21 protein-coding genes and 2 tRNA genes are annotated in these 26,804 nt (G+C 72.8%); 17 read left to right on the top strand and 6 right to left on the bottom strand.

The window, feature by feature from the left end; translation table 11 throughout:
- The first annotated feature begins 354 nt into the window (after positions 1–354).
- From dnaN to ACH4TG_RS04715, 11 genes are all read left to right on the top strand, one after another.
- Positions 355–1,485, top strand: coding sequence for a DNA polymerase III subunit beta (dnaN, locus tag ACH4TG_RS04765; protein ID WP_398240706.1), 1,131 nt, complete (start codon positions 355–357; stop codon positions 1,483–1,485).
- Between the two features lie 73 nt (positions 1,486–1,558).
- On the top strand, positions 1,559–2,506 hold the full coding sequence (gnd, locus tag ACH4TG_RS04760; protein ID WP_398241180.1) for a phosphogluconate dehydrogenase (NAD(+)-dependent, decarboxylating): 948 nt from the start codon (positions 1,559–1,561) through the stop codon (positions 2,504–2,506).
- 73 nt (positions 2,507–2,579) lie between these two features.
- The gene (recF, locus tag ACH4TG_RS04755; protein ID WP_398240705.1) at positions 2,580–3,725 is read left to right on the top strand and encodes a DNA replication/repair protein RecF; all 1,146 of its coding nucleotides are present in this window, start codon (positions 2,580–2,582) and stop codon (positions 3,723–3,725) included.
- A complete protein-coding gene (locus ACH4TG_RS04750; protein WP_398240704.1) occupies positions 3,722–4,276 on the top strand; it encodes a DUF721 domain-containing protein in 555 nt (184 codons plus the stop codon). The genes recF and ACH4TG_RS04750 overlap by 4 nt, the downstream gene beginning before the upstream one ends.
- Before the next feature lie 457 nt (positions 4,277–4,733).
- Positions 4,734–6,734 (top strand): DNA topoisomerase (ATP-hydrolyzing) subunit B, encoded by a 2,001-nt coding sequence (gene gyrB / locus ACH4TG_RS04745; protein ID WP_398240703.1) that lies wholly within the window; start codon positions 4,734–4,736, stop codon positions 6,732–6,734.
- Between the two features lie 47 nt (positions 6,735–6,781).
- A complete protein-coding gene (gyrA, locus tag ACH4TG_RS04740; protein WP_398240702.1) occupies positions 6,782–9,424 on the top strand; it encodes a DNA gyrase subunit A in 2,643 nt (880 codons plus the stop codon).
- A 3-nt stretch (positions 9,425–9,427) separates the two neighbouring features.
- A complete protein-coding gene (locus tag ACH4TG_RS04735) occupies positions 9,428–10,045 on the top strand; it encodes a DUF3566 domain-containing protein (protein WP_398240701.1) in 618 nt (205 codons plus the stop codon).
- A gap of 47 nt (positions 10,046–10,092) precedes the next feature.
- Positions 10,093–10,166: transfer RNA gene (locus ACH4TG_RS04730), tRNA-Ile, on the top strand.
- Between the two features lie 165 nt (positions 10,167–10,331).
- Positions 10,332–10,472: a DLW-39 family protein gene (locus ACH4TG_RS04725; RefSeq protein ID WP_398240700.1), complete on the top strand. Its 141-nt coding sequence runs from the start codon at positions 10,332–10,334 to the stop codon at positions 10,470–10,472.
- A 187-nt stretch (positions 10,473–10,659) separates the two neighbouring features.
- Positions 10,660–12,615 (top strand): VWA domain-containing protein, encoded by a 1,956-nt coding sequence (locus tag ACH4TG_RS04720; protein ID WP_398240699.1) that lies wholly within the window; start codon positions 10,660–10,662, stop codon positions 12,613–12,615.
- Positions 12,612–13,943, top strand: coding sequence for a hypothetical protein (locus ACH4TG_RS04715; protein ID WP_398240698.1), 1,332 nt, complete (start codon positions 12,612–12,614; stop codon positions 13,941–13,943). The genes ACH4TG_RS04720 and ACH4TG_RS04715 overlap by 4 nt, the downstream gene beginning before the upstream one ends.
- Positions 13,944–14,114: 171 nt before the next feature.
- Here the strand turns inward: ACH4TG_RS04715 and ACH4TG_RS04710 are convergent, their stop codons facing one another.
- Both ACH4TG_RS04710 and ACH4TG_RS04705 read right to left on the bottom strand, forming a co-directional pair.
- On the bottom strand, positions 14,115–15,488 hold the full coding sequence (locus tag ACH4TG_RS04710) for a serine/threonine-protein kinase (protein WP_398240697.1): 1,374 nt from the start codon (positions 15,486–15,488) through the stop codon (positions 14,115–14,117).
- A gap of 25 nt (positions 15,489–15,513) precedes the next feature.
- Positions 15,514–16,074 (bottom strand): DNA-binding protein, encoded by a 561-nt coding sequence (locus ACH4TG_RS04705; RefSeq protein ID WP_398240696.1) that lies wholly within the window; start codon positions 16,072–16,074, stop codon positions 15,514–15,516.
- Positions 16,075–16,172: 98 nt separating this feature from the next.
- On the opposite strand from ACH4TG_RS04705, the gene ACH4TG_RS04700 reads away from it, so the two are divergent.
- Positions 16,173–16,245, top strand: a tRNA-Ala gene (locus tag ACH4TG_RS04700).
- A 16-nt stretch (positions 16,246–16,261) separates the two neighbouring features.
- Here the strand turns inward: ACH4TG_RS04700 and ACH4TG_RS04695 are convergent.
- Both ACH4TG_RS04695 and ACH4TG_RS04690 read right to left on the bottom strand, forming a co-directional pair.
- Entirely contained in the window at positions 16,262–16,933 is a 672-nt protein-coding gene (locus ACH4TG_RS04695; RefSeq protein WP_398240695.1) for a transglycosylase SLT domain-containing protein, read from the bottom strand.
- A gap of 78 nt (positions 16,934–17,011) precedes the next feature.
- Complete coding sequence (locus tag ACH4TG_RS04690) at positions 17,012–17,587, bottom strand: TerD family protein (protein ID WP_398240694.1); 576 nt, start codon at positions 17,585–17,587, stop codon at positions 17,012–17,014.
- Between the two features lie 193 nt (positions 17,588–17,780).
- Here ACH4TG_RS04690 and ACH4TG_RS04685 point away from each other — a divergent pair, with 193 nt between their 5' ends.
- The 3 genes from ACH4TG_RS04685 (at position 17,781) to ACH4TG_RS04675 (ending at position 23,459) form a co-directional block, all read left to right on the top strand.
- Positions 17,781–18,056, top strand: coding sequence for a hypothetical protein (locus ACH4TG_RS04685; RefSeq protein ID WP_398240693.1), 276 nt, complete (start codon positions 17,781–17,783; stop codon positions 18,054–18,056).
- A 152-nt stretch (positions 18,057–18,208) separates the two neighbouring features.
- A complete protein-coding gene (locus ACH4TG_RS04680) occupies positions 18,209–21,658 on the top strand; it encodes an AfsR/SARP family transcriptional regulator (protein ID WP_398241179.1) in 3,450 nt (1,149 codons plus the stop codon).
- A gap of 157 nt (positions 21,659–21,815) precedes the next feature.
- Positions 21,816–23,459: an MFS transporter gene (locus ACH4TG_RS04675; RefSeq protein ID WP_398240692.1), complete on the top strand. Its 1,644-nt coding sequence runs from the start codon at positions 21,816–21,818 to the stop codon at positions 23,457–23,459.
- 133 nt (positions 23,460–23,592) lie between these two features.
- Here the strand turns inward: ACH4TG_RS04675 and ACH4TG_RS04670 are convergent, their stop codons facing one another.
- Complete coding sequence (locus ACH4TG_RS04670; RefSeq protein ID WP_398240691.1) at positions 23,593–24,381, bottom strand: DUF5324 family protein; 789 nt, start codon at positions 24,379–24,381, stop codon at positions 23,593–23,595.
- 217 nt (positions 24,382–24,598) lie between these two features.
- On the opposite strand from ACH4TG_RS04670, the gene ACH4TG_RS04665 reads away from it, so the two are divergent.
- Together ACH4TG_RS04665 and ACH4TG_RS04660 are read left to right on the top strand one after the other, a co-directional pair.
- Entirely contained in the window at positions 24,599–25,132 is a 534-nt protein-coding gene (locus ACH4TG_RS04665; protein ID WP_398240690.1) for a peptidylprolyl isomerase, read from the top strand.
- A 125-nt stretch (positions 25,133–25,257) separates the two neighbouring features.
- Complete coding sequence (locus ACH4TG_RS04660) at positions 25,258–26,112, top strand: rhomboid family intramembrane serine protease (protein WP_398240689.1); 855 nt, start codon at positions 25,258–25,260, stop codon at positions 26,110–26,112.
- 295 nt (positions 26,113–26,407) lie between these two features.
- On the opposite strand, the gene crgA is transcribed toward ACH4TG_RS04660, so the two are convergent.
- Positions 26,408–26,662 carry a cell division protein CrgA gene (gene crgA, locus ACH4TG_RS04655; protein WP_398240688.1) on the bottom strand — a complete coding sequence of 85 codons (255 nt, stop codon included), beginning with the start codon at positions 26,660–26,662 and terminating at the stop codon, positions 26,408–26,410.
- Between the last annotated feature and the right edge of the window lie 142 nt (positions 26,663–26,804).

Below are 26,804 nucleotides of genomic sequence, written 5' to 3'. Positions count from 1 at the left end.
GGGTATTTCTGGGGACAGCGCTGGGGAGAACCCGCGGTCCCCTGTGAATCGGGTGTGCACAACTTCCGCCCGTCCACAGCGAGGGCCGGTTGTCCACGTCCCCCACCCACAGGCGCGGTGGACAAAAAACGCGGCCTGACCTGCGCAGGAACCGGTTATCCACGGTATCCACACCCCCTACTACTACTGCTACACGTAGAGAGCGGGGATCAAGCTTCGAAGCGGGGGCTGTGCACAACTCGGCCCGGAGCCGCTCTGCCGCCACGTCTCGGCTTGACGCCAAGGAGCACCGAGTGTCGGTCCGGTGCGTCAGACTGGTCCCCGACAGCCAGCAACAAGCAGGAGGCGGTTCCGGTGAAGATCCGGGTGGAGCGCGACGTACTCGCCGAGGCAGTGGCTTGGGCCGCCCGCAGCCTTCCGGCCCGTCCCCCGGTGCCCGTCCTCGCAGGGCTGCTGCTGAAGGCGGAGGACGGCAAGCTGAGCCTCTCCGGCTTCGACTACGAGGTCTCCGCCCGCGTCTCGGTGGAGGCCGAGGTGGACGACGAGGGCACCGTGCTGGTCTCCGGCCGGCTGCTCGCCGACATCTCGCGCGCCCTGCCCAACCGGCCTGTGGAGATCGCCGACGACGGCGTGCGGGTCACCGTGGTCTGCGGCAGCTCGCGATTCACACTCCACACCCTGCCTGTGGACGAGTACCCGGCGCTGCCGGCGATGCCCACCGCCTCCGGCACCGTGCCGGGCGAGGTGTTCGCCGCCGCCGCGTCCCAGGTCGCCATCGCCGCCGGGCGCGACGACACCCTCCCGGTGCTCACCGGCGTCCGGATCGAGATCGAGGGCGACACCGTCACGCTGGCCGCCACCGACCGCTACCGCTTCGCCGTCCGCGAGTTCCTGTGGAAGCCGGAGCAGGCCGACATCTCCGCCGTGGCGCTGGTGCCCGCGAAGACCCTGCTGGACACCGCCAAGTCGCTGACCAGCGGCGACACCGTCTCCATCGCCCTGGCGGGCGCGGGTGCGGGCGAGGGCCTGATCGGCTTCGAGGGCGCCGGCCGGCGCACCACCACCCGCCTGCTGGAAGGCGACCTGCCGAAGTACCGCACGCTGTTCCCCACCGAGTTCGCCTCGGTCGCGGTGATCGAGACCGCGCCCTTCGTCGAGGCCGTCAAGCGCGTGGCCCTGGTCGCCGAGCGGAACACCCCGGTGCGGCTGAGCTTCGAGCAGGGCGTGCTGACCCTGGAGGCCGGTTCCAGCGACGATGCACAGGCTGTGGAAAGGGTCGACGCCAAGCTGGAGGGCGACGACATCTCGATCGCCTTCAACCCGACCTTCCTGCTGGACGGCCTGAGCGCCATCGACGCGCCCGCCGCCCAGCTGTCCTTCACCACGTCGACCAAGCCGGCGCTGCTCAGCGGCCGCCCGGCCGTCGACGCCGAGGCGGACGAGGCGTACAAGTACCTGATCATGCCGGTGCGCCTGTCCGGCTGAGCCGGTCCGCCCCGCCCCGCGTTCCGCGCGGGGCGCACGAGTCCGGCCCGGCCCACCCGCTGAGTGCCGTCGCATCCGCCGACGTAGGCTCGTGCTCAGGTCAGGCAGGCACGTGTCCAACGCTTCGAACGAAGGATTTGTGATGGAGCTCGGTCTCATCGGTCTCGGCAAGATGGGCGGCAACATGCGCGAGCGCATCCGCCGCGCCGGCCACACCGTCATCGGCTACGACCGGAACCCGGATCTCGCCGATGTCCACAGCCTCAAGGAGCTTGTGGACACGCTCAAGGGACCGCGCGTGGTGTGGGTGATGGTGCCCGCCGGCGCCGCCACCCAGTCCACCATCGACGAGCTGGGCGAGCTGCTGTCGCCCGGTGACCTCGTCGTCGACGGCGGCAACTCCCGCTGGACGGACGACGAGAAGCACGCCGAGCAACTGGCCGCCAAGGGCATCGGCTTCGTGGACTGCGGCGTCTCCGGCGGCGTGTGGGGCCTGGCGAACGGCTACGCGCTGATGTACGGCGGCACCGAGGAGGACGTCGCCAAGGCGCAGCCGATCTTCGACGCCCTCAAGCCGGAGGGCGACTCCGGCTCGGTGCACGCCGGCAAGGTCGGCGCCGGGCACTTCGCGAAGATGGTCCACAACGGCATCGAATACGCGATGATGCAGGCGTACGCCGAGGGCTGGGAGCTGCTGGAGGCGGTCGACTCGGTCACCGACGTACGCGAGGTGTTCCGCTCCTGGAAGTCCGGCACGGTCATCCGGTCCTGGCTGCTCGACCTGGCGGTGGACGCCCTGGACAAGAACGAGCACCTGGACAACCTCAGGGGTTACGCCGACGACTCAGGCGAGGGACGCTGGACCGTGGAGGCGGCGATCGACAACGCGGTGCCGCTGCCCGCGATCACGGCGTCGCTGTTCGCGCGCTTCGCGTCCCGCCAGGACGACTCGCCGCAGATGAAGATGATCGCCGCGCTCCGCAACGAGTTCGGCGGCCACGCGGTCACCGCGGCCGAGTAGTCCGGCCGGCGGGCGCCGCCGCACACCGCACGTCACAGCAGGGAGGCCGGCGCGGCACAGCGCCAAGCACGCGATGCACGTAGCGCACCTGTCGCTCGCCGACTTCCGCTCCTACGCCCGGGCCGAGGTCCCTCTCGACCCGGGCGTCACGGCTTTCGTGGGCCCCAACGGCCAGGGCAAGACCAACCTGGTCGAGGCGATCGGCTACCTGGCGACCCTCGGCAGCCACCGCGTCGCGTCCGACGCGCCGCTGGTGCGGATGGGCGCCGACCGCGCGATCCTGCGCGCGCAGATCGCGCAGGGCGCCCAGGACGGCGCGCGGCAGCAGCTGGTCGAACTGGAGATCAACCCGGGCCGGGCCAACCGCGCCCGGATCAACCGCTCCTCGCAGGTGCGGCCGCGGGACGTGCTGGGCATCGTGCGCAGCGTGCTGTTCGCGCCCGAGGACCTGGCGCTGGTCAAGGGCGACCCGGGCGAGCGGCGCCGGTTCCTGGACGAGCTGATCACCGCCCGCGCCCCGCGCCTGGCCGGGGTGCGCAGCGACTACGAGCGGGTGCTCAAGCAGCGCAACACCCTGCTGAAGACCGCGGCGCTGGCCCGCCGGCACGGTGGCAAGGGCGCCGACCTGTCCACCCTCGACGTGTGGGACCAGCACCTGGCGAGGGCGGGCGCCGAACTGCTCGCCCAGCGCCTGGATCTGGTGGCCGCGCTGCAGCCGCTGGCCGACAAGGCGTACGAGCAGCTGGCCCCGGGCGGTGGACCGGTGGGCCTGGAGTACCGCGGCTCGATCGGCGAGGAGCGGCTGGCCGCCGCGGCCGGCCGCGAGGACCTGTACGGGCGGCTGCTGGAGGCCCTCGGGGAGGCCCGCCGCCAGGAGATCGAGCGCGGTGTGACCCTCGTCGGCCCGCACCGCGACGACCTGGTCCTCAAGCTGGGCGCGCTGCCGGCCAAGGGCTACGCCAGCCACGGCGAGTCCTGGTCGTACGCGCTGGCCCTGCGGTTGGCCTCCTACGAACTGCTGTGTGCGGACGGCGGCGAGCCGGTGCTGGTGCTGGACGACGTGTTCGCGGAGCTGGACGCCCGGCGCCGCGAGCGGCTGGCGGAGCTGGTCGCCCCTGGCGAGCAGGTCCTGGTCACCGCGGCGGTGGACGACGACGTGCCCGGCGTGCTGGTGGGCACCCGCTTCGCGGTGGAGAACGGGACGGTGGAGCGGCTGTGACCCAGAGCGGAGCGGACCGGCCCGGCGGGGCTGGGCAGGAAGCGGGCGGCGCGGAGCCGGCCGGGGTGGACCTGGCGCGCGTCGCGCTGCGGGCCGCCAAGGAGCAGGCCAGGGCGCGTGGCGCGGCGGCCGCGCAGAAGAAGCAGGCCAGGCGGGGCGGGCTGCGCAGCGGCGCCCGTGCCGACGGCCGGGACCCGCTGCCGCTCGGCGCGGCCATCAGCCGGCTGATCACCGAGCGCGGCTGGGAGGCGCCGGCCGCGGTGGGCGGGGTGATGGGCCGCTGGCCCCAGCTGGTGGGACCCGAAGTGGCGCTGCACTGCGCGCCCGACCGCTACGACGAGGACGAGTGCGTCCTCACCGTGCAGTGCGACTCGACGGCCTGGGCCACGCAGCTGCGGCTGCTCGCCCCGACGCTGGTGGCCCGGTTGAACGCCGATCTGGGCCACGGCACCGTCAAGGTGATCAAGGTGCTGGGTCCCGCGGGACCGAATCGCAGCTACGGCAGGCTGAGGGCGCCGGGCAGCCGCGGCCCGGGTGACACCTACGGGTGATCTGCCCCACTTTCGCCCGCCCGGCTCCGCGTGTGCCCGGCCGGCGTTCCGGCGCCGTACCCCGCGCTCCCCAAGGGCCCCCATCCGCCGCCTGACGGGCCCTGACCCCTCTTCCGCCCTTCCCGGCCCCCTGCCTCGGCGCATCCGCACTGGTGAGCGGCCTGGGACTCAGGGGGCGGCGGTGCCCGTGCTCAGCGTAGCCGGGAGTTGACAGCCGGAAGCCCTGGACGCCCGTGTGAGCCGTTTTGGCCCCGGGTCCGCGTGGAGGGAGTCGGACGACGGCGGTTTTGGGCGGCACATGGGAACTGAGGTACCGCCAAAGCCCCATTCACCGTGCCGGTACCGGTAGACTGATGCGAGACCGCCCTCCTCTGGCAGACCGGCAGAGGGACCCCAGCGGAACATGTCGAACGACAGCTAGAGGACACAGCCGATCCCGCTCGGCGGGAGACGGCTCGTGCTGTGCCAGAAAGGGCGCTTCGTGGCCGATTCCGGCAACCCCAACGAGAACTCCACCAAGTCCTACGACGCCAGCGCGATCACCGTGCTGGAGGGACTCGACGCGGTGCGCAAGCGCCCCGGCATGTACATCGGCTCGACCGGTGAGCGGGGTCTGCACCACCTCGTGCAAGAGGTCGTCGACAACTCCGTCGACGAGGCGATGGCCGGGCATGCGGACACAATCGACGTGACGATCCTGGCCGACGGCGGCGTGCGCGTCGTCGACAACGGCCGCGGTATCCCCGTCGGCATCGTCCCGTCCGAGGGCAAGCCGGCGGTCGAGGTCGTGCTGACCGTCCTGCACGCCGGCGGCAAGTTCGGCGGCGGCGGTTACGCCGTCTCCGGCGGTCTGCACGGCGTCGGCGTCTCCGTGGTGAACGCGCTGTCGAGCCGCGTGGCGGTCGAGGTGCGCACCGACGGCTACCGCTGGACCCAGGACTACAAGCTGGGCGTCCCCACCGCGCCGCTGGCCAGGAACGAGGCAGTGGAGGAGACCGGCACGTCGGTCACCTTCTGGGCCGACCCGGACGTCTTCGAGACCACCGACTACTCCTTCGAGACGCTCTCCCGGCGTTTCCAGGAGATGGCGTTCCTCAACAAGGGCCTGCGGATCCGGCTGACCGACGAGCGCCCGGACCACGTGGACGAGGAGGGCAACCCGCTCCGCGTCGAGTACCACTACGAGGGCGGCATCGTCGACTTCGTGACGTACCTCAACTCGCGCAAGGGCGAGCTGGTCCACCCCACCGTCATCGACATCGAGGCGGAGGACAAGGAGCGGCTGCTGTCGGTCGAGGTCGCGATGCAGTGGAACACCCAGTACAGCGAGGGTGTCTACAGCTTCGCGAACACCATCCACACGCACGAGGGCGGTACCCACGAGGAGGGCTTCCGTGCCGCGCTGACCTCGCTGATCAACCGGTACGCGCGCGAGAAGAAGCTGCTGCGCGAGAAGGACGACAACCTCACCGGTGAGGACATCCGCGAGGGCCTGACCGCGATCATCTCGGTCAAGCTCGGCGAGCCCCAGTTCGAGGGCCAGACGAAGACCAAGCTGGGCAACACCGAGGCGAAGACCTTCGTGCAGAAGGTCGTGCACGAGCACTTCAACGACTGGCTGGACCGCAACCCCAACGAGGCGTCGGACATCATCCGCAAGTCCATCCAGGCGGCCACCGCCCGGGTGGCGGCCCGCAAGGCGCGCGACCTGACGCGCCGCAAGGGCCTGCTGGAGTCCGCCTCGCTGCCGGGCAAGCTGAGCGACTGCCAGTCCAACGACCCGACGAAGTGCGAGATCTTCATCGTCGAGGGCGACTCGGCCGGCGGCTCGGCCAAGTCCGGCCGCAACCCGCAGTACCAGGCGATCCTCCCGATCCGCGGCAAGATCCTGAACGTGGAGAAGGCCCGGCTCGACAAGATCCTGCAGAACCAGGAGATCCAGGCGCTGATCTCGGCCTTCGGCACCGGTGTGCACGAGGACTTCGACATCTCCAAGCTGCGCTATCACAAGATCATCCTGATGGCGGACGCCGACGTCGACGGGCAGCACATCAACACCCTGCTGCTCACCTTCCTCTTCCGCTTCATGCGGCCGCTGGTCGAGGCCGGGCACGTGTACCTGTCCCGCCCGCCGCTGTACAAGATCAAGTGGGGCCGGGACGACTGGGAGTACGCCTACTCCGACCGCGAGCGCGACGCGCTGGTGGAACTCGGCAAGCAGAGCGGCAAGCGGATCCGCGAGGACTCGATCCAGCGCTTCAAGGGCCTCGGCGAGATGAACGCCGAGGAGCTGCGCGTCACGACCATGGACGTCGACCACCGGGTGCTCGGCCAGGTCACGCTGGACGACGCGGCGCAGGCCGACGACCTGTTCTCGGTGCTGATGGGCGAGGACGTCGAAGCACGCCGCTCGTTCATCCAGCGCAACGCCAAGGATGTCCGCTTCCTCGACATCTGAGTCGGCCGCACCGCAAGCGCACCCCGCGAAAGGACTGAACACCACCCATGGCCGACGAGATTCCCCCTGTCACGCCCGAGGGCGTTCCCGCCGCAGACGGCCAGACGCTGCGCATCGAGCCCGTCGGGCTCGAGACGGAGATGCAGCGCAGCTACCTCGACTACGCGATGTCCGTCATCGTCTCGCGTGCGCTGCCCGACGTCCGCGACGGCCTCAAGCCGGTGCACCGCCGGGTGCTGTACGCGATGTACGACGGCGGCTACCGGCCGGAGAAGGGCTTCTACAAGTGCGCCCGCGTCGTCGGCGACGTGATGGGCACGTACCACCCGCACGGCGACTCCTCGATCTACGACGCGCTGGTCCGCCTGGCGCAGCCGTGGTCGATGCGGATGCCGCTGGTGGACTCCAACGGCAACTTCGGCTCGCCGGGCAACGACCCGGCGGCGGCCATGCGGTACACCGAATGCAAGATGGCGCCGCTGGCCATGGAGATGGTCCGGGACATCGACGAGGAGACCGTCGACTTCACGGACAACTACGACGGCCGCAACCAGGAGCCGACGGTCCTGCCGGCGCGCTTCCCCAACCTGCTGATCAACGGATCGGCCGGCATCGCGGTCGGCATGGCCACCAACATCCCGCCGCACAACCTGCGCGAGGTCGCGGACGGCGCCCAGTGGTTCCTGGCCAACCCCGACGCCGAGCCCGAGGAGCTGCTCGAGGCCCTGATCGAGCGGATCAAGGGCCCGGACTTCCCGACCGGCGCGCTGGTCGTGGGCCGCCGCGGCATCGAGGACGCCTACCGCACCGGCCGCGGCTCGATCACCATGCGGGCGGTCGTCGAGGTCGAGGAGATCCAGAACCGGCAGTGCCTGGTCGTCACCGAACTGCCGTACCAGGTCAACCCGGACAACCTCGCGCAGAAGATCGCCGACCTCGTCAAGGACGGCAGGGTCGGCGGCATCGCGGACGTCCGTGACGAGACCTCGTCGCGCACCGGCCAGCGCCTGGTGATCGTGCTGAAGCGGGACGCGGTCGCCAAGGTCGTGCTGAACAACCTCTACAAGCACACCGACCTGCAGACCAACTTCGGCGCGAACATGCTCGCGCTGGTGGACGGCGTGCCGCGCACCCTGTCCCTGGACGCGTTCATCCGCAACTGGGTGAACCACCAGGTCGAGGTCATCGTCCGGCGCACCCGGTTCCGGCTGCGCAAGGCCGAGGAGCGGGCCCACATCCTGCGCGGCCTGCTCAAGGCGCTCGACGCGATCGACGAGGTCATCGCGCTGATCCGGCGCAGCGACACGGTCGAGACCGCGCGCGAGGGCCTGATGGGCCTGCTGGAGATCGACGAGATCCAGGCGAACGCGATCCTGGAGATGCAGCTGCGCCGGCTGGCCGCCCTGGAGCGGCAGAAGATCATCGCCGAGCACGACGAGCTGCAGGCGAAGATCAACGAGTACAACGCGATCCTGGCCTCCCCGGAGAAGCAGCGGCAGATCATCAGCGAGGAACTGCAGGCCATCGTCGACAAGTTCGGCGACGACCGGCGCAGCAAGCTGGTGCCCTTCGACGGCGACATGTCCATCGAGGACCTGATCGCCGAGGAGGACATCGTCGTCACGATCACCCGCGGCGGCTACGTCAAGCGCACCAAGACCGAGGACTACCGGTCGCAGAAGCGCGGCGGCAAGGGCGTGCGCGGCACCAAGCTGAAGCAGGACGACATCGTCGACCACTTCTTCGTGACGACCACCCACCAGTGGCTGCTGTTCTTCACCAACAAGGGCCGGGTCTACCGCGCCAAGGCGTACGAGCTGCCCGACGCCGGCCGGGACGCCCGCGGCCAGCACGTGGCGAACCTGCTGGCCTTCCAGCCGGACGAGCGGATCGCCCAGATCCTGGCCATCAAGGACTACGAGGCGGCGCCGTACCTGGTGCTCGCCACCAAGTCCGGCCTGGTGAAGAAGACCGCGCTCAAGGACTACGACTCCCCGCGCTCCGGCGGCGTGATCGCCATCAACCTGCGGGAGTCCGGCGACGCCGAGACCGGCCACGGATCGGACGAGCTGATCGGCGCCGAGCTGGTCTCCGCCGAGGACGACCTGCTGCTGGTCAGCCGGAAGGCGCAGTGCATCCGCTTCACCGCCACCGACGAGGCGCTGCGGCCGATGGGCCGGGCCACCTCCGGGGTGAAGGGCATGAGTTTCCGCGAGGGTGACGAACTTCTCTCCATGAATGTCGTCAGGCCCGGTACTTTCGTCTTCACGGCTACCGACGGCGGCTACGCCAAGCGGACCCGGGTCGACGAGTACCGGATCCAGGGCCGCGGTGGCCTGGGCATCAAGGCGGCGAAGATCGTGGAGGACCGTGGTTCGCTGGTGGGGGCGCTCGTCGTCGAGGAGAGTGACGAGATCCTCGCCATCACCCTCAGCGGCGGGGTCATCCGCACGCGGGTCAGCGAGGTCAGGGAGACCGGCCGTGACACCATGGGCGTCCAGCTGATCAACCTCGGTAAGCGGGATGCCGTCGTCGGTATCGCGCGGAACGCCGAGGCGGAGGATGATCCGGAGACGGCTGTTCCGGTCGCCGAGGTGGAGCAGGGCGAGCACGAGCAGCACAATCAGCAGGAACAGCACGACGCAGTGGCCGAGGGCACAGCGCCCGCGGCCGGTGAACCGGAGGAGTAAGCCGTGAGTGGAGCCACGGGCGCCGCGGATGGGACCGGGAGGACCGGGGGATCCCATGGCTCCGCCAATATCAGCGGCCAGCAGCAGGGGGGACACACCGTGACGGACACGCGCCAGCCGCCGCAGCCGCACCATCCGCCGTCGGCGTACGCGCCTCCGGCGCCCGCGGCGGCGCCGGGCGGCGGCGGCCAGTCCGCCGCGGCGGCCGGGGTGCGCCGGCCGCGGCCGGCGGCCCGTACCGCGCCGCGCACCCGCAAGGCCCGGCTTCGGGTGGCCAAGGCCGACCCGTGGTCGGTGATGAAGGTCAGCTTCCTGCTGTCCATCGCGCTCGGCATCTGCACGATCATCGCGGTGGCGGTGCTGTGGATGGTGCTGGACACCATCGGCGTGTTCAGCACCGTCGGCTCCACGATCAGCGACGCCACCACCTCCGAGGGGGGCAAGGGCGGTTTCGACCTGGTGTCGTTCCTGTCGCTGCCCCGGGTGCTGACGTTCACCACCGTGATAGCGGTGATCGACGTGGTCCTGGCCACCGCGCTGTCCACGCTCGGCGCCTTCATCTACAACCTCTCCGCCGGCTTCGTGGGCGGCGTGGAGCTGACGCTGGCCGAGGACGAGTAACCGATTTGGGGCACGGCTCCACGTGCGCTAATCTTTCGGTGCAGCGCGGGGCTATAGCTCAGACGGTTAGAGCGCTTCCCTGATAAGGAAGAGGCCACAGGTTCAAGTCCTGTTAGCCCCACTCGCAGCAGTACGAAGGGCACCTCCCCAACTGGGGAGGTGCCCTTCGCCGTTGGAGGGAAGCGCACCGCGTGCCGGGGGTGGCAGGTCACCGTTCGGTATCGGCCGATGTGTATAGTCGGGCGCGTCAGATGCTGTCCCCACGCCAGAAGGAGGAGGTCACGTCATGAAGAAGATTCTCCTGATCGCGTTGGCCGCCGTTGCCGGGCTGTTCGTCTACCGACAGATTCAGGCGGACCGCGCCGAGCAGGACCTGTGGACGGAAGCCACTGACTCGGTCCCGGCGGGTTCCGGCGCGAACGCGTGAGAGAACGCTGAGCCGCCGGAAGGCGGCACAGCACTCTCGGGCCCCGGTCGCACAGCGGCCGGGGCCTTCGTTGTTGCCGGACCGTGACAGCAGCCCCTTGTCTTTGCCTGAGCAAACGTTCTAGGTTGCTTGGGCAAACGACGGCAACGCCATGCGTGCAGTGCGGCTGCAAGGGGGAAGTGACGCCATGGAACGACGACCAGCGCCGATATCCCGGCGCGGTGGAGCCCGGCCGCCGCTCGTCCTCGCCGTGGCGGCCTGCACGGTCCTGGCGGCCCTGGCGGCGGTGCTCGCCCTGCCGGCGCCCGCGGCGCACGCCACGCCGGCCGCCGGCGGCGACCCGGCCCTGATCATCGTGCTGGACTCCTCCGGCTCCATGGCCGGCCCCGACGGCTCCGGCCACACCCGGATCGCCGCCGCCCGCACGGCCGTCGGCGCGGTGGTGGACGGCCTGCCGGACGGCTACCCGACGGGACTGCGGGTCTACGGCGCCGAACGCCCGCACGGCTGCGACGACACCTCGCTGGCCCACCCGGTCACCCCGCTGGACCGCGCGGCGATGAAGACGGCGGCGGCCGCGGTGCGGCCCAAGGGCGACACCCCGACCGCGCTCGCCCTGACCAAGGCCGCGGCGGACCTTCCGGCCGGCAGCCGGGGCACCGTGCTGCTGGTCTCCGACGGCGAGTCCAACTGCGGCACGCCCGCGCCCTGCCAGGTCGCCGCGCAGCTCGCCGGCGACGGCATCGGGCTGCGCATCGACACCGTGGGCTTCCAGGTCGAGGGCGCGGCGCGCGACGAGCTGCAGTGCGTCGCCAGGGCCGGCCACGGCGCGTACTACGACGCCCCCGATGCCGCGGCGCTCGCCCGCCAGCTGGTGCGGGCCTCCCAACTCAGCGCGGACGCCTACCGGTTGCAGGGCGAACGGATCACCGGCGGAAGCAGCGCCCGCACGGCCGCGCCGATCAGGCCGGGCCAGTACGTGGACACCATCGGCCCCGGCGAGACCCGCTGGTACGCCGCGGACCTGGACGCCGCGAGCACCGCCGACCTCTCCGCGACCGCCGTCCCCCAGCCCGGCGTGGCCGTCGGCTACGGCGACGGCATCGAACTGGCCCTGACCGCCACCGGCGGCCACGGCGCCACCTGCGACACCCGGTCCGTGCACTTCGGCCAGGACGAGGGCGCCATGACCCTCAGCGGCGCCGTCAGCCGCGTCCCCAGCCACGATCGCACCGGCACCTGCGACAAGGCCGGCCGCTACCTGCTGGCGGTGCACCGGACCACCGCCGACGGCTCCGACCGCGGCCGCTGGCCGGTCGAGCTGCGCTTCGGCACCGAGGAGCCGCTGCCCGCCGGCACCGTGCCGGCCGGCGCGCGCACCGCGTACGGCACGGCCCCGGCGCCGCTCGCCGGCACCCCGAAGGACGTCACCGGCGGCACCGGCTTCAACGACGCCACGCGGCTGGCCACCGGGGTCTGGCGCGACCGCCTGCTGCCCGCCCAGACCCGCTACTACACGGTCCACGTCGGCTGGGGCCAGCAGCTCAGCTACGCCGCCGAGTTCGCCAACGAGCCGGTCCTCACCGGCGGCACCTCGGTGGTGGCGAGGTCCACGTTCGTGGCGACCTCCGCGTACGCGCCGGACCGGGTGCCGGTGCGGGACTCCTCGCATGCCCGCGGCGACCGCTCGTACGACGGCTCCCCCGTCTCGGTCGGCCTGGGCACGGTCCCGGTCACCTGGACCAACCGCTGGGTGGCCGGCGACCCGGCGCGGACCGTGCACAGCGCGGGCGACTACACGCTGGCGGTCTCGCTCGGCCCGGACGCGGCCGCGCTGGCCCGCGACACCGCCGTCGGCGTCGTCCTGCGCGTGCAGGTCACCGGACAGGAGCTGGCCGGGCCGCAGTTCAAGGCGCCGCCACTGGCCGGCCGGGCCGGCCGCAGCACCGCCGCGGCCGGCCCGACCCAGGCGGCAGCGGCCGCCGGCCCTCCGGGCGCGGGCGGCGGTACGGCCTCGGGCGTCACCGGCACGGACATGATCGCGGCGGGTACGGGCGGCGCGGTGGCGCTCGCCGGAGTCGGGGTGGCGGCGCTGCTGCACCGCTCCCGCACCCGCAACCGGACGAACAGGGGTGGGGCATGAAGCGCACGGTGTTGACCGCGGCGGCCGCCTTGCTGGCGCTCGCCGCCCTCCAGGGACGGGCCGCGGCAGACGGCACGCCCGCACCCGGCGCACCGGCCGCCTGGCAGCCCGCCGGCACCGTCCTGCCGGGCGCGGCCACCACTGCGGACGCGCCCCCGATGAAGCCGGGGACCACCTACCGCGACACCATCGAGCCCGGCGGGACGCGCTTCTACGGGATCGCGCTCGACGCGGCGGCGTCCGCCGCGGTGTCCGCGTTCGCCCTGCCGCCGGCCGGGTCGCGGGTGACCTACGGCGACGGCATCGAGCTGAAGCTGCAGAGCGCGGACGGCACCGACTGCGACACCCGGAACGCGCACTTCCAGGACAACGGCGACGCGCGGCCGATCGGCACGGCCGTCTCGCGGCTGATCACCGGCGACCACGGCGACGCCTGCCAGGACGCCAACCAGTACACGCTGCAGGTGCACCGGACCTCCGACGGCGCCTCGGACCCCGACGCCTGGCCGCTGGAGCTGCGCTACGTCTCCGAGCCGGGGCTGCGGGAGGGCGCGAACGAGTCGCCGTCACCCGTCACGACCGCCTCGGCCCCGCCCACCCCGCTCACCGCCGGCACCCCGCGCCAGGCCGCCGGTGGCCCGTCCTTCGACACCGCGGCCGCGGTCAGGACCGGCATCTGGAAGGACCGGGTGCTGCCCGGCGAGACGCGCTTCTACAAGGTCCCGGTGGGCTGGGGGCAGCAGGCCACCGTCTTCACGGACTTCTCCAGCGCCCAGGCCACGGGCACCGGCACCTACGTCGGCTCCGGCGTGCGGCTGACCGCCTACAGCCCGGTCAGGGAGCTGATCGACGGCGACGACCACGCGTACCAGGGCACGCCGGTCTCGCTGGTCGAGCAGCTGGCGCCGGTGGCGTACGGCAACCGGGCCGCGAACGACGAGAAGGTGCAGCGCGTGCGGTACGCGGGCTGGTACTACTTCGCGGTGACCGTGCACCCCGACGTGGCGAAGGCGGTCACCGGCCCGGTGCCCGTGACGCTGCGGGTCGACGTCCAGGGCACCGCGGAGCCCGGGCCGGTCTACGACGGCGACGCGCGCGCGGCCGGCATCGGCGTCGACGCGCACGACGTGGCGTCCGCGAACGGCACCGCGGACGGCTCGGACGGCCACTCGGGCGCGCTGCGGTTCCTGGCCTTCGCCGCCCTCGGCGCCGGCACGGTGCTGCTGCTCACCCTCGCCGCCTGGTACGCGGCCGCCCGGCTGCGGCCCGCCCGGGCCGGCGACGCGACGGTGCGGCAACCGGGGTACGGTCCGCCCGGCAGCTGGTGAGGCCCCGGGTGGGGCCGGCGCCGGGTGGCGCGCGACGATGCGGCGGCCGGCGCAGGAGCCGCGCGGCGGCGAGGCCGGTCGCCCGGTCGGGAGAGCTGCCCCGAGCCCGGCTGCCGGAGAGCTGCCGGGACGGCCGTCGGAAGGCCCGGACGCCGGGTCAGGACATGACGGTCAGGACATGACCAGCGCGGTGATGCCGACGGCGAAGCAGAGGGCGGCCAGAACGAGGACCGGGACCACCACCTTGGCGGGCGGTCCAGGACGGCGGCGCGTCGCCGCCACGGCCGGCACCAGCGTGGCCTCAGCGGTGGGCGCGGGCTCCGGTCCGGGGCCGGGTTCGGGCGGCTGCGGCTGGGGCAGTGGTGCGGGCAGCGGGCGGGCGCCCGGCGGCTCCGATCGCGTCCTGGTGTGGGTGAGCGGCTCGTGGGCCGGGAGCGGCGCCGCGTGCCGTCCCTTGGGCTGCGGGCGGGCAGCGGGCGGTGCGGCCGCGGGCTGCGGGTCGGCGGCCGGGGCGGCGGCCGGCGCCTCTGCCGGGTCGAGGGCCTCTGCCCGGGCCTGAGAAGGCACCGGTGCCGCGTCCGGCGTCTGCGGCCCGGAGGGCGGCGCCGGCGCGGGACCGTCCGCCACGGCCTCCTGCGCGGCCGGGCCGCCGGTACTGCCCGCAGCCCTCGGACCGTCCGGGCCGAACCCCTCGGGCAGCGCCCCGATCTGGTCGAAGATCTCCACCGGCTCCTCGTCCGGCGCGGCCCCGGGGACGAGCTCGACGGCGGCGGCCAGCGCCTTGCGGGCCCCCGTCGCGGTGCGGAACCGGGCGTAGGGATCCGGCTGCAGCAGCGTGCCGATCACCTGCCACAGGGCCGCGGGCACGCCCACCGGGGTCGGCGGCATGCCGTCCGCCTCGAAGCGCTCGACGATCGCCTGCGCGTCCGGCTTCCGGCCGCTCAGCAGGTACAGGGCGACCAGCCCGACGGCGTACAGGTCCGCGGAGAAGTCGGGCTCGGCACCGGTCATCTGCTCCGGCGCGAAGTAACCGGGCGTGCCGACCACGTAGTTGGTCTCCGTCAGCCGCGCCTCGCCCTTGCGCATGGCGATGCCGAAGTCGGAGAGACGGACGTGCGGGGTGCGGGTGCCGGTGGCCTCCAGCAGGATGTTCGCCGGCTTGATGTCGCGGTGGACGACGCCCTCGGCGTGGACCGCGCTCAGCCCGGCGAGCAGCTGGTCGAGCAGGACGCACACGTAGTACGGCGGCAGCGGGCCGTAGTCGCCGATCAGGTGCGACAGCGAGCCGCCGCGCACCAGGTCCATGGTGAACAGCACCTTGTCGTCGTCCGCGGCCCAGCTGGCGGGGGCCAGCACGTGGGGGTGGTCGATGCGCATCGCCTGCTCGCGGACGAACCGCAGCAGCGCGTGGGCGTCGCTCTGCTGGAGGACCTTGGCGGCGACGTAGCGGCGCCTGCGGTGGTCCCAGGCCCGCCACACCGCGCCGACCCCGCCGCGTCCGATGGGGTCCACCAGCTCGTAGCGGCCCGCGAAGACCTCGCCCATGGTGTGTGTCCGCCCCCTCGCCCGCTCAGTCCTGGTGCGACTTGTAGTGCTCCAGGGCGTCACCCGTGCGCCCTGTGCCGTACACCCGGAGAAACTCTGCCAGGCGCGGGTGCGCGGGCGCGAGGGCCCGGGAGGCGTCGGCGATCTCGTCCGCGGAGGCCACCGAGCGCAGCACCGTCTGGATGCCGTGGACCACCTCGCGGGGCGAGGCGGTGGCGGAGCGGACGGAGCCGGAGTGCGTGGTGCTGAGCACCGAGGCGCCGCCCCACTTCTTGATCTGGTCCATCCGGGCGGCGGCCTCCATCGCGCCCGTGCTGCCCTCGGTGACCTGCCAGGCCAGCTCCTGGAGCATCTGCAGCCGCTGCACCACCGCCGGGTTGCCGATCTTGGCCCGCTGCCCGCTCATCAGCTGCGAGAGCATCGGAGCGGACAGCCCGAGCACGCCCGCGAGCCGCACCTGGTTCTGCAGCCCGAGGTCCGCGATCAGCCGGCGGAACAGGTCGCCCAGCGGCTCCCCGTACCAGCCGCGCTGCAGCTCCATCGCCTCCTGGGCCCGGGTGGTGGGCTCCTGGGCGGGCGTGTCCATGCACACTCCTCTTTGCGGCCGCGAAAACGCAAACCATCCTACGGACCCCGATACCCGGTCGGAGCCGCGCCCGGAAACCGGTACGCTGTCTGCGGCACGGGGCCTTAGCTCAGCTGGTAGAGCGCTGCCTTTGCAAGGCAGATGTCAGGGGTTCGAATCCCCTAGGCTCCACTTTCCCCTTCGCAGGTCATCCGCTCTTCGCCGGGCCCGGTTCCAGGGCTTTGGCGGCGCGTGGCCAGTTCTCCTTCAGATGCGCCAGATAGGTGCCGGCCTGGGATCCGGGTGTGGCGCCGCGGGCGAAGGCGCGCATGGTGGCGGGACCGGTGTTGTAGCCCAGGGCGAGGAGCTGGTCCTCGGTGTACGGGCCGGTGCGCCTCGCGGGGAGCTGCCGCGCGAGGTCGTGCAGGTACCAGGCGGCCGCCTCGACGGCCAGGTCCGGATCGTCGGGGAGCTCCTCCCATGAGCGCCCCGCGAACGGGCGGCCCTTCTTCGTGTCGTCGAAGGCCGCCCGGTGCATGTTCGCGATACCGAACGCGGAATCGGGCTTGAGGCGCTGCCAGGCGCGTTCCAGCGCGGGGTCGTGCGGCTTGTACGCCTCGTTGTAGAGGATCGCCATCAGCAGCTGGGGATCGATGCCGGTCTCGCGGGCGTGGCGGCGGACCTCGGCGGCGTACCCGGCCGGGTCGTAGCCGGATGCCGCGGTGCGGGTCGGGGCGGGGGCGGGGGTGCTGGTGCGGGAGCCGGACGGCTGCGGTGGCTCCGGGGTCGCGGTGGACGAGCCGTGGCGCGTGGCGGCCAGGCCGAGGAGGAGGACGGCTGCCCCGGCAGCGAACCATGGGCGGCCGGATCTGCCGGCCATGCGGACATCTCCTTGCGAGGTGGGGCCGCCCCAAGGGGTGGGGGCGGCCCCGGTCCGGGGACTACGGGCGTGTGCCCGTCAGACGTTGACGCCGTAGTCGCTGGCGATGCCGGCGAGCCCGGAGGCATAGCCCTGGCCGATGGCGCGGAACTTCCACTCGGGGCCGTTCCGGTAGAGCTCGCCGAAGATCATGGCGGTCTCGGTGGAGGCGTCCTCGGTGAGGTCGTAGCGCGCCAGTTCGCGGCCGTCGGCCTGGTTGACGATGCGGATGAAGGCGTTGCGCACCTGGCCGAAGCTCTGCCCGCGTCCCTCCGCCTCGTAGATGGACACCGGGAAGACGACCTTGTCGACCTGCGGGGCGACCGCGGCCAGGTTGACCTTGATCTGCTCGTCGTCGCCGTCCCCGCCGCCGGTGAGGTTGTCGCCGCTGTGCTCGACCGAACGGTCGGGGCTGGCCAGGTTGTTGAAGAAGACGAAGTGCTGGTCGGAGAGCACCCGCCCGTTGGCGTCGCAGAGCAGGGCCGAGGCGTCGAGGTCGTAGTCGGCGCCCGTGGTGGTGCGGACGTCCCAGCCCAGACCGACGGTCACCGCGGTCAGCCCTGGGGCCTCCTTGCTCAGTGAGACGTTGCCGCCCTTGGACAGTGTCACGCCCACGACTACCTCCGGATGCTCTGTTCGCCGGCCAGTGGATTGCTGTGTCTGCCAGGACCAACGCGGGGTCACCTACGATGGTTCCTGGCTTGCGTAACAGCTTAAGCGTCCTGGCCGGGAGTGTGAACGCGCGGGTCGGGACGGCCACTTCGTCAGACGGAGACCATCGGCGGGGCGCGGCTCCGCCCAGGGGGGCATGCGAAGAGTGGGTGGAACGGATCTGCGGCTGGCCGCCGCCGTCGCCGAAGTCGAGGGGCTCTACGCGGCGTTGCTGCGGGCCCGATCGTCCAGGAGGCGTGCCGAGGTGCAGGCCGAGTTATCCCGCGCCGCGGACCGGCTCGCCCGGCTTGCGGCCGTTCCCCGGGAGGAGAGGTCGTCCGCGGACGCGGTGACACGCTCGCGGTGGGGGCGACGCCGGGCGCTGGCCGAGCACGGCGCCCGCTGGATCATGGCCCGGTTCGGGGCCGAGTGAGCGGAGGCCGGGGTGGCCGCGGGGCTCGCGCGGACCGCGGCGTAACGGTTTCGCGGGCCTCGTCCGGGCCCGCGGTCCTCGTCCGGGCCGGAAGCGGGTGGCGGTAGCGGCCAGGGAGGGGAGCCGGGCCGGTACGCAACAATCGGGGCGTGATGTTCGGCATCCTCGGGACCACCCGGGTCATCGGTACGGACGGCGGCGAGGTCGCGCTCGGCGGCCCGCGGCGCAAGGCCCTGCTCGCTCTGCTGCTCCTGGACGCGGGCCGCCTGGTGACCGTGGAGCGGCTGGTCGACGGGCTGTACGGGGAGGAGCCGCCGGCCGGGGTGGGCAACGCCGTGCAGTCCCAGGTGTCCCGGCTGCGGCAGGTGCTGCCGGTGCCGATCGAGGGCCACCCCGCCGGGTACTTGCTGGCGGTCGATCCCGGCGAGGTGGACGCCCACCGCTTCCAGCGCGTCGCGGCGCGCGGGCGGGACGCGCTGGCCGCCGGGGACGCCGCGGGGGCCGCCGCGCTGCTGCGCGAGGCGCTGGGGCTCTGGCGGGGACCCGCGCTGGCCGACGTCGGGGACGCGCCCTTCGCCCCCGCGCAGGCCGTTCGACTGGAGGAGATACGGGTCGGGGCCGTCGAGGACCGGGTGGAGGCCGATCTCGTCCTCGGGCGGCACCGGGAACTGGTCGCCGAACTCGGCGAGTTGGTCACCGCGCACCCGCTCAGGGAGCGGCTGCGCGCTCAGTCGATGAGGGCGCTCTACGGCAGCGGGCGGCAGAGCGAGGCGCTGGAGGCGTACGAGACGGCCCGCCGCACCCTGGCCGACACCCTCGGCGCCGACCCGGGCCCCGAACTGGCCAGGGTTCACTTGGCAGTTCTGCGGGGCGACCCCGAGCTGCTGCCGACTCGTTCCCCCGGCGGATCCGATGTTTCACGTGAAACATCGACGGATGGTGCGGGGTCCGGCGAAACGGGCATCGGCGGTCATGTTTCACGTGAAACATCAGCCGCCCCTTCCGTGCCGGTCTCCCCGGCTGCCGCCGTGCTCACCCCTTCGGCGCCCACCCCTGCTGTCCCCGCCTCCCTCGGCCCGCGCCATGAACTGCCCGCGCAGATCACCAGCTTCGTCGGCCGCGAGCAGGAACTCGACCGAATCGACGCCCAGTTGACCCGCGGTCGGCTGGTCACCCTGATCGGCCCCGGCGGGGCCGGCAAGACCCGGCTCGCCGTGGAGGCGGCCGGCCGCCACCCGCACGACGCCACGTTCGTGGAACTCGCCGGTCTGAGTGGCGGCGACGAGCTGCCGCAGGCCGTGCTGGGCGCGCTCGGTCTGCGCGGGGGCGGCCTGCTGGCCGGTGGCCCCGGCGCCGCGGGGCCCGACCCGGTGGCCCGGATCGCCGCGGCCCTGGACGGCCGGCCCCTGCTGCTCGTCCTCGACAACTGCGAGCACCTGGTGGAGGACGCGGCCCGGTTCGCCCAGCGCCTCCTCGCCGGCTCCCCGCAGGTGCGGATCCTGGCGACCAGCCGGGAGGCACTGGGGATCGGCGGCGAGGTGCTGAGCCCGGTCCCCACGCTGCCCCTGCCGCCGGCCGGCACGGCACGCCGGCAGGCCCTCGCCTCCCCCGCGGTGCGGCTGTTCGGCGAACGCGCCGCGGCCGTCCGCCCCGACTTCGACCCCGCGGCCGACGCGGCCACCGCCGAGGCCGTCCTGCGGCTGTGCACCGCGCTCGACGGGCTTCCGCTGGCCATCGAGCTGGCCGCAGCTCGGCTGCGCTCGCTGTCGGTGTCCGAGATCGCCGACCGGCTCGGCGCCGGATCCGCCGGCGGACCCGGTGCGGGCAGCCCCGACGACGCCTCCCCGTTCAGCCTCGGGGTGCGGCCGGACGCGCTGTTCCGGCTGCTGTCCCGCGGCAGCAGGACGGCCGAGCCGCGGCAGCGCTCGCTGCGCGGGGTCGTCGACTGGAGCTGGGAGCTGCTCCCCGACGACGAGCGGGCGGTGCTGCGCAGGGCCTCGGTGTTCGCCGGCGGCTGGACGCTCGCCGCGGCCGAGGCGGTGTGCGCCGACGGCGACGCCATCGCCGCCGAGGACGTCCTGGACCTGGTGGCGACCCTGGTGGACAAGTCGCTGGTGGCCGTCCAGCAGCCCGACGGCTCGGGCCGGGTCCGCTACCGCTTGCTGGAGTCCATCCGCGCCTACGGCGCCGAGCGCCTCGCCGAGGCGGGCGAGACCGAGGCCGTGCAGCGCGCCCACATCGCCCACTTCCTCGATGTCGCGCTCACCGCCGATCCGCACCTGCGGACCGCCGCCCAGCTGGAGTGGCTGCGGCGGCTGTCCGAGGACCGCGACAACTTCCGGGCGGCCCTGCACCGCAGCCTGGACTCCGGCGACATCCCAGACGCGATGCGGCTGATCGCCGCGCTCTCCTCGTACTGGCTGCTGCGCGGCGTCCGCTACGAGGGCGCGGCGCCGGCCCGGCGGGTGCTCGCGGCGCTCGGCCCGCGGCCGCCCGAGGGGCTGGAGGAGGAGTACGCGCTGTGCGTGATGGCGGTGGTCAGCACCCTGTCCGACCCCGAGGGCTTCACCGAGCACGTCGCCGCGGCCACCCGGGTCGTCGAGGACCGGAACCGGCTCGCCCGGCGCTTCCCGGTGCTCACCCTGCTCTGGGCGCCGTTCGCCGGGGTGCCCGACGACGGCGCCGACACCCTCGCCGTCCTCGAGGAGTTCCTCGCCGAGGACGACGACCCCTGGTACCGGGCGCTGGGACACCTCGGCACCGGCTTCCAGGCGTGGATGGTGACGGCCGACGCGGAGCTGGCCGAGCGCGAGTGCACGCTGTCGCTGGACGGCTTCCGGCGCCAGGGCGACCGCTGGGGGATGATCACCTGCCTCAACGTGCTGGCCGACCTCGCTGACAACCGCGGGGAGGTGCTGCGGGCCGCCGACCTCCTGGGCGAGGCCCTGGTCCTGGCCGAGGAGCTGGACTCGGCCCTCGACATGGCCGAACTCCTCTGCAACCGCGCCGCCTACAGCCGGCAGGCCGGCGACCACCGGGCCGCCGCGGAGTCCTGCGAGCGCGCGGTGGAGCTCTCCCGGCGGGCGGGCGCACCCGAGACACTGGCCATGGCCCATCTGGGCCTGGCCGAGACCCTGCGCCTGCGCGGCGACCTCGACGGCGCGCGGTCCCTGTGCGCGCAGGCTCTGGCCGAGTGCCCGGTGGGCTGGTTCTCCAGCAACTCGACCCGGTCCAAGGTGCTCGTCGCCATGGGCCGGATCGCGGTCGCCGAGGGCGACGCCGCCACCGCCCGGGCCCGGCTCCGGGAGGCCGCCGCCATCGACACGGTCGCCCTCGCCTTCCCGCTCGCCGGGTCCGAGGCCGCCGAGGCCACCGCGGCGCTGGCGCTGCTGGACGGCGCCCCGGAGCGGGCGGCGGAGCTGCTCGGCGCAGCGGAGGCGCTGCGCGGCGGCGCGCTCAAGGGCCGGGACGCGGCCGCCTCGGCCGCGGCGGCCCGCAGCGCCCTCGGCGAGGACGCCTACGCGACCGCCCTGGCGTCCTCCACGGCCCTTTCCCGCGAGGCGGCGGCCGCCCTCCTCGCCTCCTACCTCGGCGCGCGCTGAACGGCCGCGTACGCCCTCGCGAATGCCTCCGAGCGGCCCGGCGGGAGCTGCTGCCGCCCCACGGTCCCGGCGCTGACCGGAAGCTGACCGGGCGCGCACCGGGGGCGGTGCGTGACGCGTCAGGGCGCGGTCAGCGGCCGCGCGCATGCTCCGGGGCATGACATCGCAGACGAACCCCAAGACCCCCGGACCGCGGTCCGGGGCCGCGGCGCCCGCGGCCGCTGCCCACCGCTGGGCCGTGCTGGCCATCTGCTGCGTCGCCGCCGCGCTGCTCGGCATCGACAACAGCGTCCTGAACTACGCCGTGCCGTCGCTGGCGCGGCAGCTGGACCCCACCTCCACCCAACTGCTGTGGATCGTGGACGTCTACGGCTTCGTGCTGGGCGGTCTGCTGATCGTGGCGGGCAACCTCGGCGACCGGATCGGCCGCAAGAAGCTGCTGCTGATCGGTGTGACCGGCTTCGGCGCCGCCTCCGCGCTCACCGCCTACGCCGGCAGCCCGGAGACGCTGATCGCCGCACGGGCCCTGCTGGGGCTCGCGGGCGCCACGATCATGCCGTCCACCCTCTCGCTGGTGCGCGCGGCCTTCACCGACCCCAAGGAGCGCACCACCGCGATCGGCATCAGCAGCGGCATCGCCGCCGCGAGCTTCGCGCTCGGCCCGGTGGTCGGCGGCCTGCTGCTGGACCACTTCTGGTGGGGCTCGGTCTTCCTGATCAACGTCCCGGTGATGGCGCTGGTCCTGGTCGCGGGCGTCCTGCTGCTGCCCGAGTCGCGCAACCCGAACCCGGGCCGGCTGGACTGGGTCAGCGTGCCGCTGTCGATCGCCGGGATGTTCGGCGTCATCTACGCCATCAAGACCGCCGCGCGCGACGGCGTCGGCGCGCACTCCGCCTGGATCGCGGCCGCGGTGGGCGCCGCGTCCCTGCTGGTGTTCCTGCGCCGCCAGACCCGGCTCGCCGACCCGCTGCTGGAGCTGAAACTCTTCCGCAACCCGGCGTTCTCCGGCGCGATCGGCGCGAACGTCGTCACGATGTTCGCCTCGACGACCCTGTCGCTCGGCTTCTCCCTGTACTTCCAGGTGGTGCGCGGCTGGTCGCCGCTCACCGCGGGCCTGGCCCTGCTGCCCGGACCGCTGTCGGCGGCCTTCGCGGCGCCGCTGTGCGCGGTGCTCATCCCCCGCATCGGGCGGGCCCGCACGGTGGCCAGCGGCCTGGTCCTGATGGCCGTGAGCACCGCGGGCCTGGGCATGTCCGACACGCACACCGGCTACTGGCAACTGGTCCCGCTGCTGGTCCTCAACGGCGTCGGGATCATCTTCACCTTCTCCGTCACCTCCGACACGATCCTGGCGAGCGCACCGCGGACCCGTACCGGCGCGGCCGCCGCGATCTCCGAGACGGCGATGGAACTCGGCGGCGCCCTGGGCATCGCGATCCTCGGCTCGGTGCTGAGCGCCTTCTACCGCAGCAACCTGACACTGCCCGGCGGGCTCAGCGGGGCGCAGGTGGACGCTGCCCGCGAGTCGGTCAGCGGCGGCGTCGAGACCGGCGGCCGGCTGGGCGGCACGGCCGGGCTGCAGGTGGCCGACGCGGCCCGCCACGCGTTCGTGGACAGCCTGCACACCACGACGCTGATCGCCGCCGCGATCATGACGCTCGGCGCGGTGGCCGCCCTGGTCACCCTGCGGAACGTCCCCGCGGTGCTGCCCGAGCAGCACGAGTACGGGGCCGGCACGGGTCCGAGCTCCGAGGCCCCCGCCGGGCAGGCGTCGCAGAGCCGGCCGCTGCCGACGGCGTGAGGCATCAGGACGGCACGCGCGGACGAGGCGGTGGGCACCCGGCGGGTGCCCACCGCCTCACCGTCGCCGCGCAGGAGGCATCACGTCACCGCCGCCCCGGCAGGGAAGGCGGGGCGGGACGCGGCGGGCGGGCTCAGCGCTCGTCGTCCTCCGGCCGGTCGGCGTCGGCCTGCTTGGCCTCCACCTCGGCGTCCGGCGATCCGTCGACCCGGTCCACCTTCGGGCCCGAGCCGTTGACGGAACCGGTCTCCTCCAGGGTGTCGACGACGGTCAGCGTCGTCCCGGGGCCGATCCGGTCGCTGACCTCCGTCGGCTCGGACGGCTCCACCAGCCAGTCCGGGTTGGACTGCTTGCTCCACCACTTCACGGCCGCGAACACGGCACCGCCGGCCAGCGTCATCACGACCATCCCGCGCATCGCGCGGCCGGCCCGCTCGCGCCGGAGCCGGCGCCGCACCAGCTTGTCGATCTCGGCCGGGGTCACCTGGCCGCGCAGGGCCTGCAGGGCGGCGGCGCCGCGCACCACCACCTCGTCCTTGGCCGGGCCGGCCACCGAGCGGGTCGTGGCCACCGCGGCGGCGGCGCGGGGCGCGGTGTAGTCGGCGGCCGCCTTGGCCCCCTTGCGGGTGCGGCGGGCCGCGGTCTCCATCGCCTCGGTGACCTTCGGCGGGATGGCCGCGACGGCCTGGGCGCGCGCGTCGTCGACCTTGGCGGCCAGCCGCGCGTCGTACTGCTGCCGGGCGAGTACGCCGGCCTGCTTGCCGAGCACCCCGGCCTGCTTGCCGAGTACGCCGGCCTGCTTGCCGTACAGCACGGCGCTCTCCCGGGCCGTGCTCACGTACGGTGCCGCCACCTCCGCGGCGTGCCGCACGCTGTCCTTCGTCGCGTCGGCTGCGCGGCGCACGCTGTCGTTGCGGGTCACGAGTACCTCCTCCTCGGTGGCGTACGGTTTTCGCCTTTCCACCCGGTTTGAAATCATGCCCGGCCGCCCCGGGTACGGCATGTGCGGCAAGGCATCCGGGTCAGTCGGCCTAGTTCGCGGGGTCCGCCGGGCGCTCGAGCGGGGGGAAGTCGCCGGAGCGGACCGCGCGCGTGCAAGGATTTGTGCCCACTCACCAGAGATCTATGGAAGGTAGACAGTGGCCGAGCAGCTCTACGCCACCCTGAAGACCACCCACGGGGACATCGTGATCCGGCTGCTGCCGAACCACGCGCCCAAGACGGTGGCGAACTTCGTGGGGCTCGCCGAGGGAACCCGCGAGTGGACCGACCCCAGGACCGGCGAGCCGTCGACGGCCAGGCTCTACGACGGCACGGTCTTCCACCGGGTGATCTCCGGCTTCATGATCCAGGGCGGTGACCCGCTGGGGAACGGCACCGGCGGCCCGGGCTACGAGTTCGCCGACGAGTTCCACCCCGACCTGGCCTTCGACCGGCCGTACCTGCTGGCGATGGCCAACGCCGGCCCCGGCACCAACGGCTCGCAGTTCTTTGTCACGGTCGCGCCGACGACCTGGCTGACCCGCAAGCACACCATCTTCGGCGAGGTCGCCGACGACGCCAGCCGCAAGGTCGTCGACTCCATCATCGGCACCCCGACCAACCCGCGGACCGACCGTCCGCTGGAGGACGTGGTGATCGAGTCGGTGGTCGTGGAGAAGCGCACCTCCTGATCGGGGTGCCCCCACGATCCCGTACCCTTCGGGAACACTGCGCCCCGTCCGCTCGTCCTTGTGGACGGGGCGCGAGAGTGCACAGCGGCCGCACAGGGCGGGCCGCCTCCAGGGGAGTGGGCGACATGGACCAGACGGTCTGCTGCTACCGGCATCCGGACCGGGAGACCGGCATCCGGTGCACCCGGTGCGACAAGCCGATCTGCCCCGAGTGCATGGTCAACGCGTCCGTCGGCTTCCAGTGCCGGGACTGCGTCAGCCAGCGCGGCGGCACCCATGTCCAGCCGCGGACGATCGCCGGCGGCAGCGTCTCCGCCGACCCGTTCCTCGTCACCAAGATCCTCATCGGCCTGAACATCCTGGTGTTCGTGCTGGAACTGGCGGTCGGCGACCGGCTGGTGACCGACCTCGGGCTCTATTCGAAGTGCGTGGACCTGCAGACCCTGGCCCCGGCCCGCTGCGGCGTCTCGGACGGCGAGTGGTACCGCGTCCTGACCTCCGCGTTCGTCCATGACCGGACGAACCCGATGCACATCATCTTCAACATGCTCTCGCTGTGGTGGATCGGCGCCCCGTTGGAGCAGCGCCTCGGCCGCGCCCGCTACCTGGCCCTGTACTTCGTCTCAGCGCTCGGCGCCAGCGCCGCGGTGCTGGTCATCGCGCCCGGCTCGCTCACCATCGGGGCGTCCGGCGCGATCTTCGGCCTGTTCGGCGCGACCGCCGTCTACATGCGGCGGATGCGCTACGACATGCGCCCGGTGCTGGTGCTGCTCGCGCTGAACATCGTCTTCAGCTTCACCTGGACCAACATCAGCTGGCAGGGCCACCTCGGCGGCCTGCTCACCGGCACCGTGGTGGCGATAGGGATGCTGTACGCGCCGCGCGACCGCAGAGCCCTGGTCCAGTGGGGGACGTGCGCGGCGATGCTGGTGATCTCGCTCGTCGTCTCCGCCATCGCTGTGGCGCAGGTCACGTCCTGACCCGACGCGAGGCCGTGTCCTTGGCGTTGATCACACGTTATCCACAGCAGGAGGCGCAGCTTCCGCCTGTTGTGCACAGCACGTGGGAACGGCTGTGCGGAGGGTCACCATGACGGGTTTGCCCTGGACAGACCGGGCAAGATCACCTCGGAACGCACGAACGACCGGTGGCCGGTCGTGCGGCCACCGGTCGTACCGGCGTCAACCTCGTAGAGGTTATCCACAGATCTTCCGACCTTTTCCCCACTGTGGATAACCGTGTGGACAAGTGCTGGGCGCGAGCGTGCGCGGGCAGCTACTTCCACTGGGTGGAGACGACGAACCCGCCTGCGATGAAGCCGAAGCCCACCACGATGTTCCAGTTGCCGAGGGCGTCGACCGGCAGGCTGCCCTGGGTCACGTAGAACAGCACGATCCAGGCGAGCCCGACGACGAAGAACGCGAGCATCAGGGGTGCGACCCAACCTCGGCCGCCGAACTTGATGGCCGTGGCGTTCTTCGACGGCGGCGGGGTGAAGTCCGCCTTCTTGCGGATCCGTGACTTCGGCACGAGGAACTCTCCTGTCGATGCGCTGCGTAACCGCGCGGGCGTGGTGGGTAAGCCGGGCGGATATGGGGCTGGTGGATGCGTTTCCGCTGCCGGGCGTCCGTTAGCGTAGTGCTTCCTCGGGTTGTTAAGGAGACAGGGTATT

The organism is Streptomyces sp. NPDC020917 (genome assembly GCF_044333795.1).
In the GTDB taxonomy this organism is placed as follows: domain Bacteria; phylum Actinomycetota; class Actinomycetes; order Streptomycetales; family Streptomycetaceae; genus Actinacidiphila.
This window is presented reverse-complemented; position numbering and strand designations above follow the sequence as displayed.

Excerpts from the sequence above, each read along its gene's own strand:
- ACH4TG_RS04705 (WP_398240696.1), bottom strand. The coding sequence starts at position 16,074 with ATGGACACGCCCGCCCAGGAGCCCACCACCCGGGCCCAGGAGGCGATG.
- ACH4TG_RS04715 (WP_398240698.1), top strand. The coding sequence starts at position 12,612 with ATGAAGCGCACGGTGTTGACCGCGGCGGCCGCCTTGCTGGCGCTCGCC.
- ACH4TG_RS04680 (WP_398241179.1), top strand. The coding sequence starts at position 18,209 with ATGTTCGGCATCCTCGGGACCACCCGGGTCATCGGTACGGACGGCGGC.
- recF (WP_398240705.1), top strand. The coding sequence starts at position 2,580 with ATGCACGTAGCGCACCTGTCGCTCGCCGACTTCCGCTCCTACGCCCGG.
- ACH4TG_RS04710 (WP_398240697.1), bottom strand. The coding sequence starts at position 15,488 with ATGGGCGAGGTCTTCGCGGGCCGCTACGAGCTGGTGGACCCCATCGGA.
- ACH4TG_RS04695 (WP_398240695.1), bottom strand. The coding sequence starts at position 16,933 with ATGGCCGGCAGATCCGGCCGCCCATGGTTCGCTGCCGGGGCAGCCGTC.
- ACH4TG_RS04720 (WP_398240699.1), top strand. The coding sequence starts at position 10,660 with ATGGAACGACGACCAGCGCCGATATCCCGGCGCGGTGGAGCCCGGCCG.
- ACH4TG_RS04660 (WP_398240689.1), top strand. The coding sequence starts at position 25,258 with ATGGACCAGACGGTCTGCTGCTACCGGCATCCGGACCGGGAGACCGGC.
- ACH4TG_RS04685 (WP_398240693.1), top strand. The coding sequence starts at position 17,781 with ATGCGAAGAGTGGGTGGAACGGATCTGCGGCTGGCCGCCGCCGTCGCC.
- ACH4TG_RS04675 (WP_398240692.1), top strand. The coding sequence starts at position 21,816 with ATGACATCGCAGACGAACCCCAAGACCCCCGGACCGCGGTCCGGGGCC.
- gyrA (WP_398240702.1), top strand. The coding sequence starts at position 6,782 with ATGGCCGACGAGATTCCCCCTGTCACGCCCGAGGGCGTTCCCGCCGCA.
- ACH4TG_RS04725 (WP_398240700.1), top strand. The coding sequence starts at position 10,332 with ATGAAGAAGATTCTCCTGATCGCGTTGGCCGCCGTTGCCGGGCTGTTC.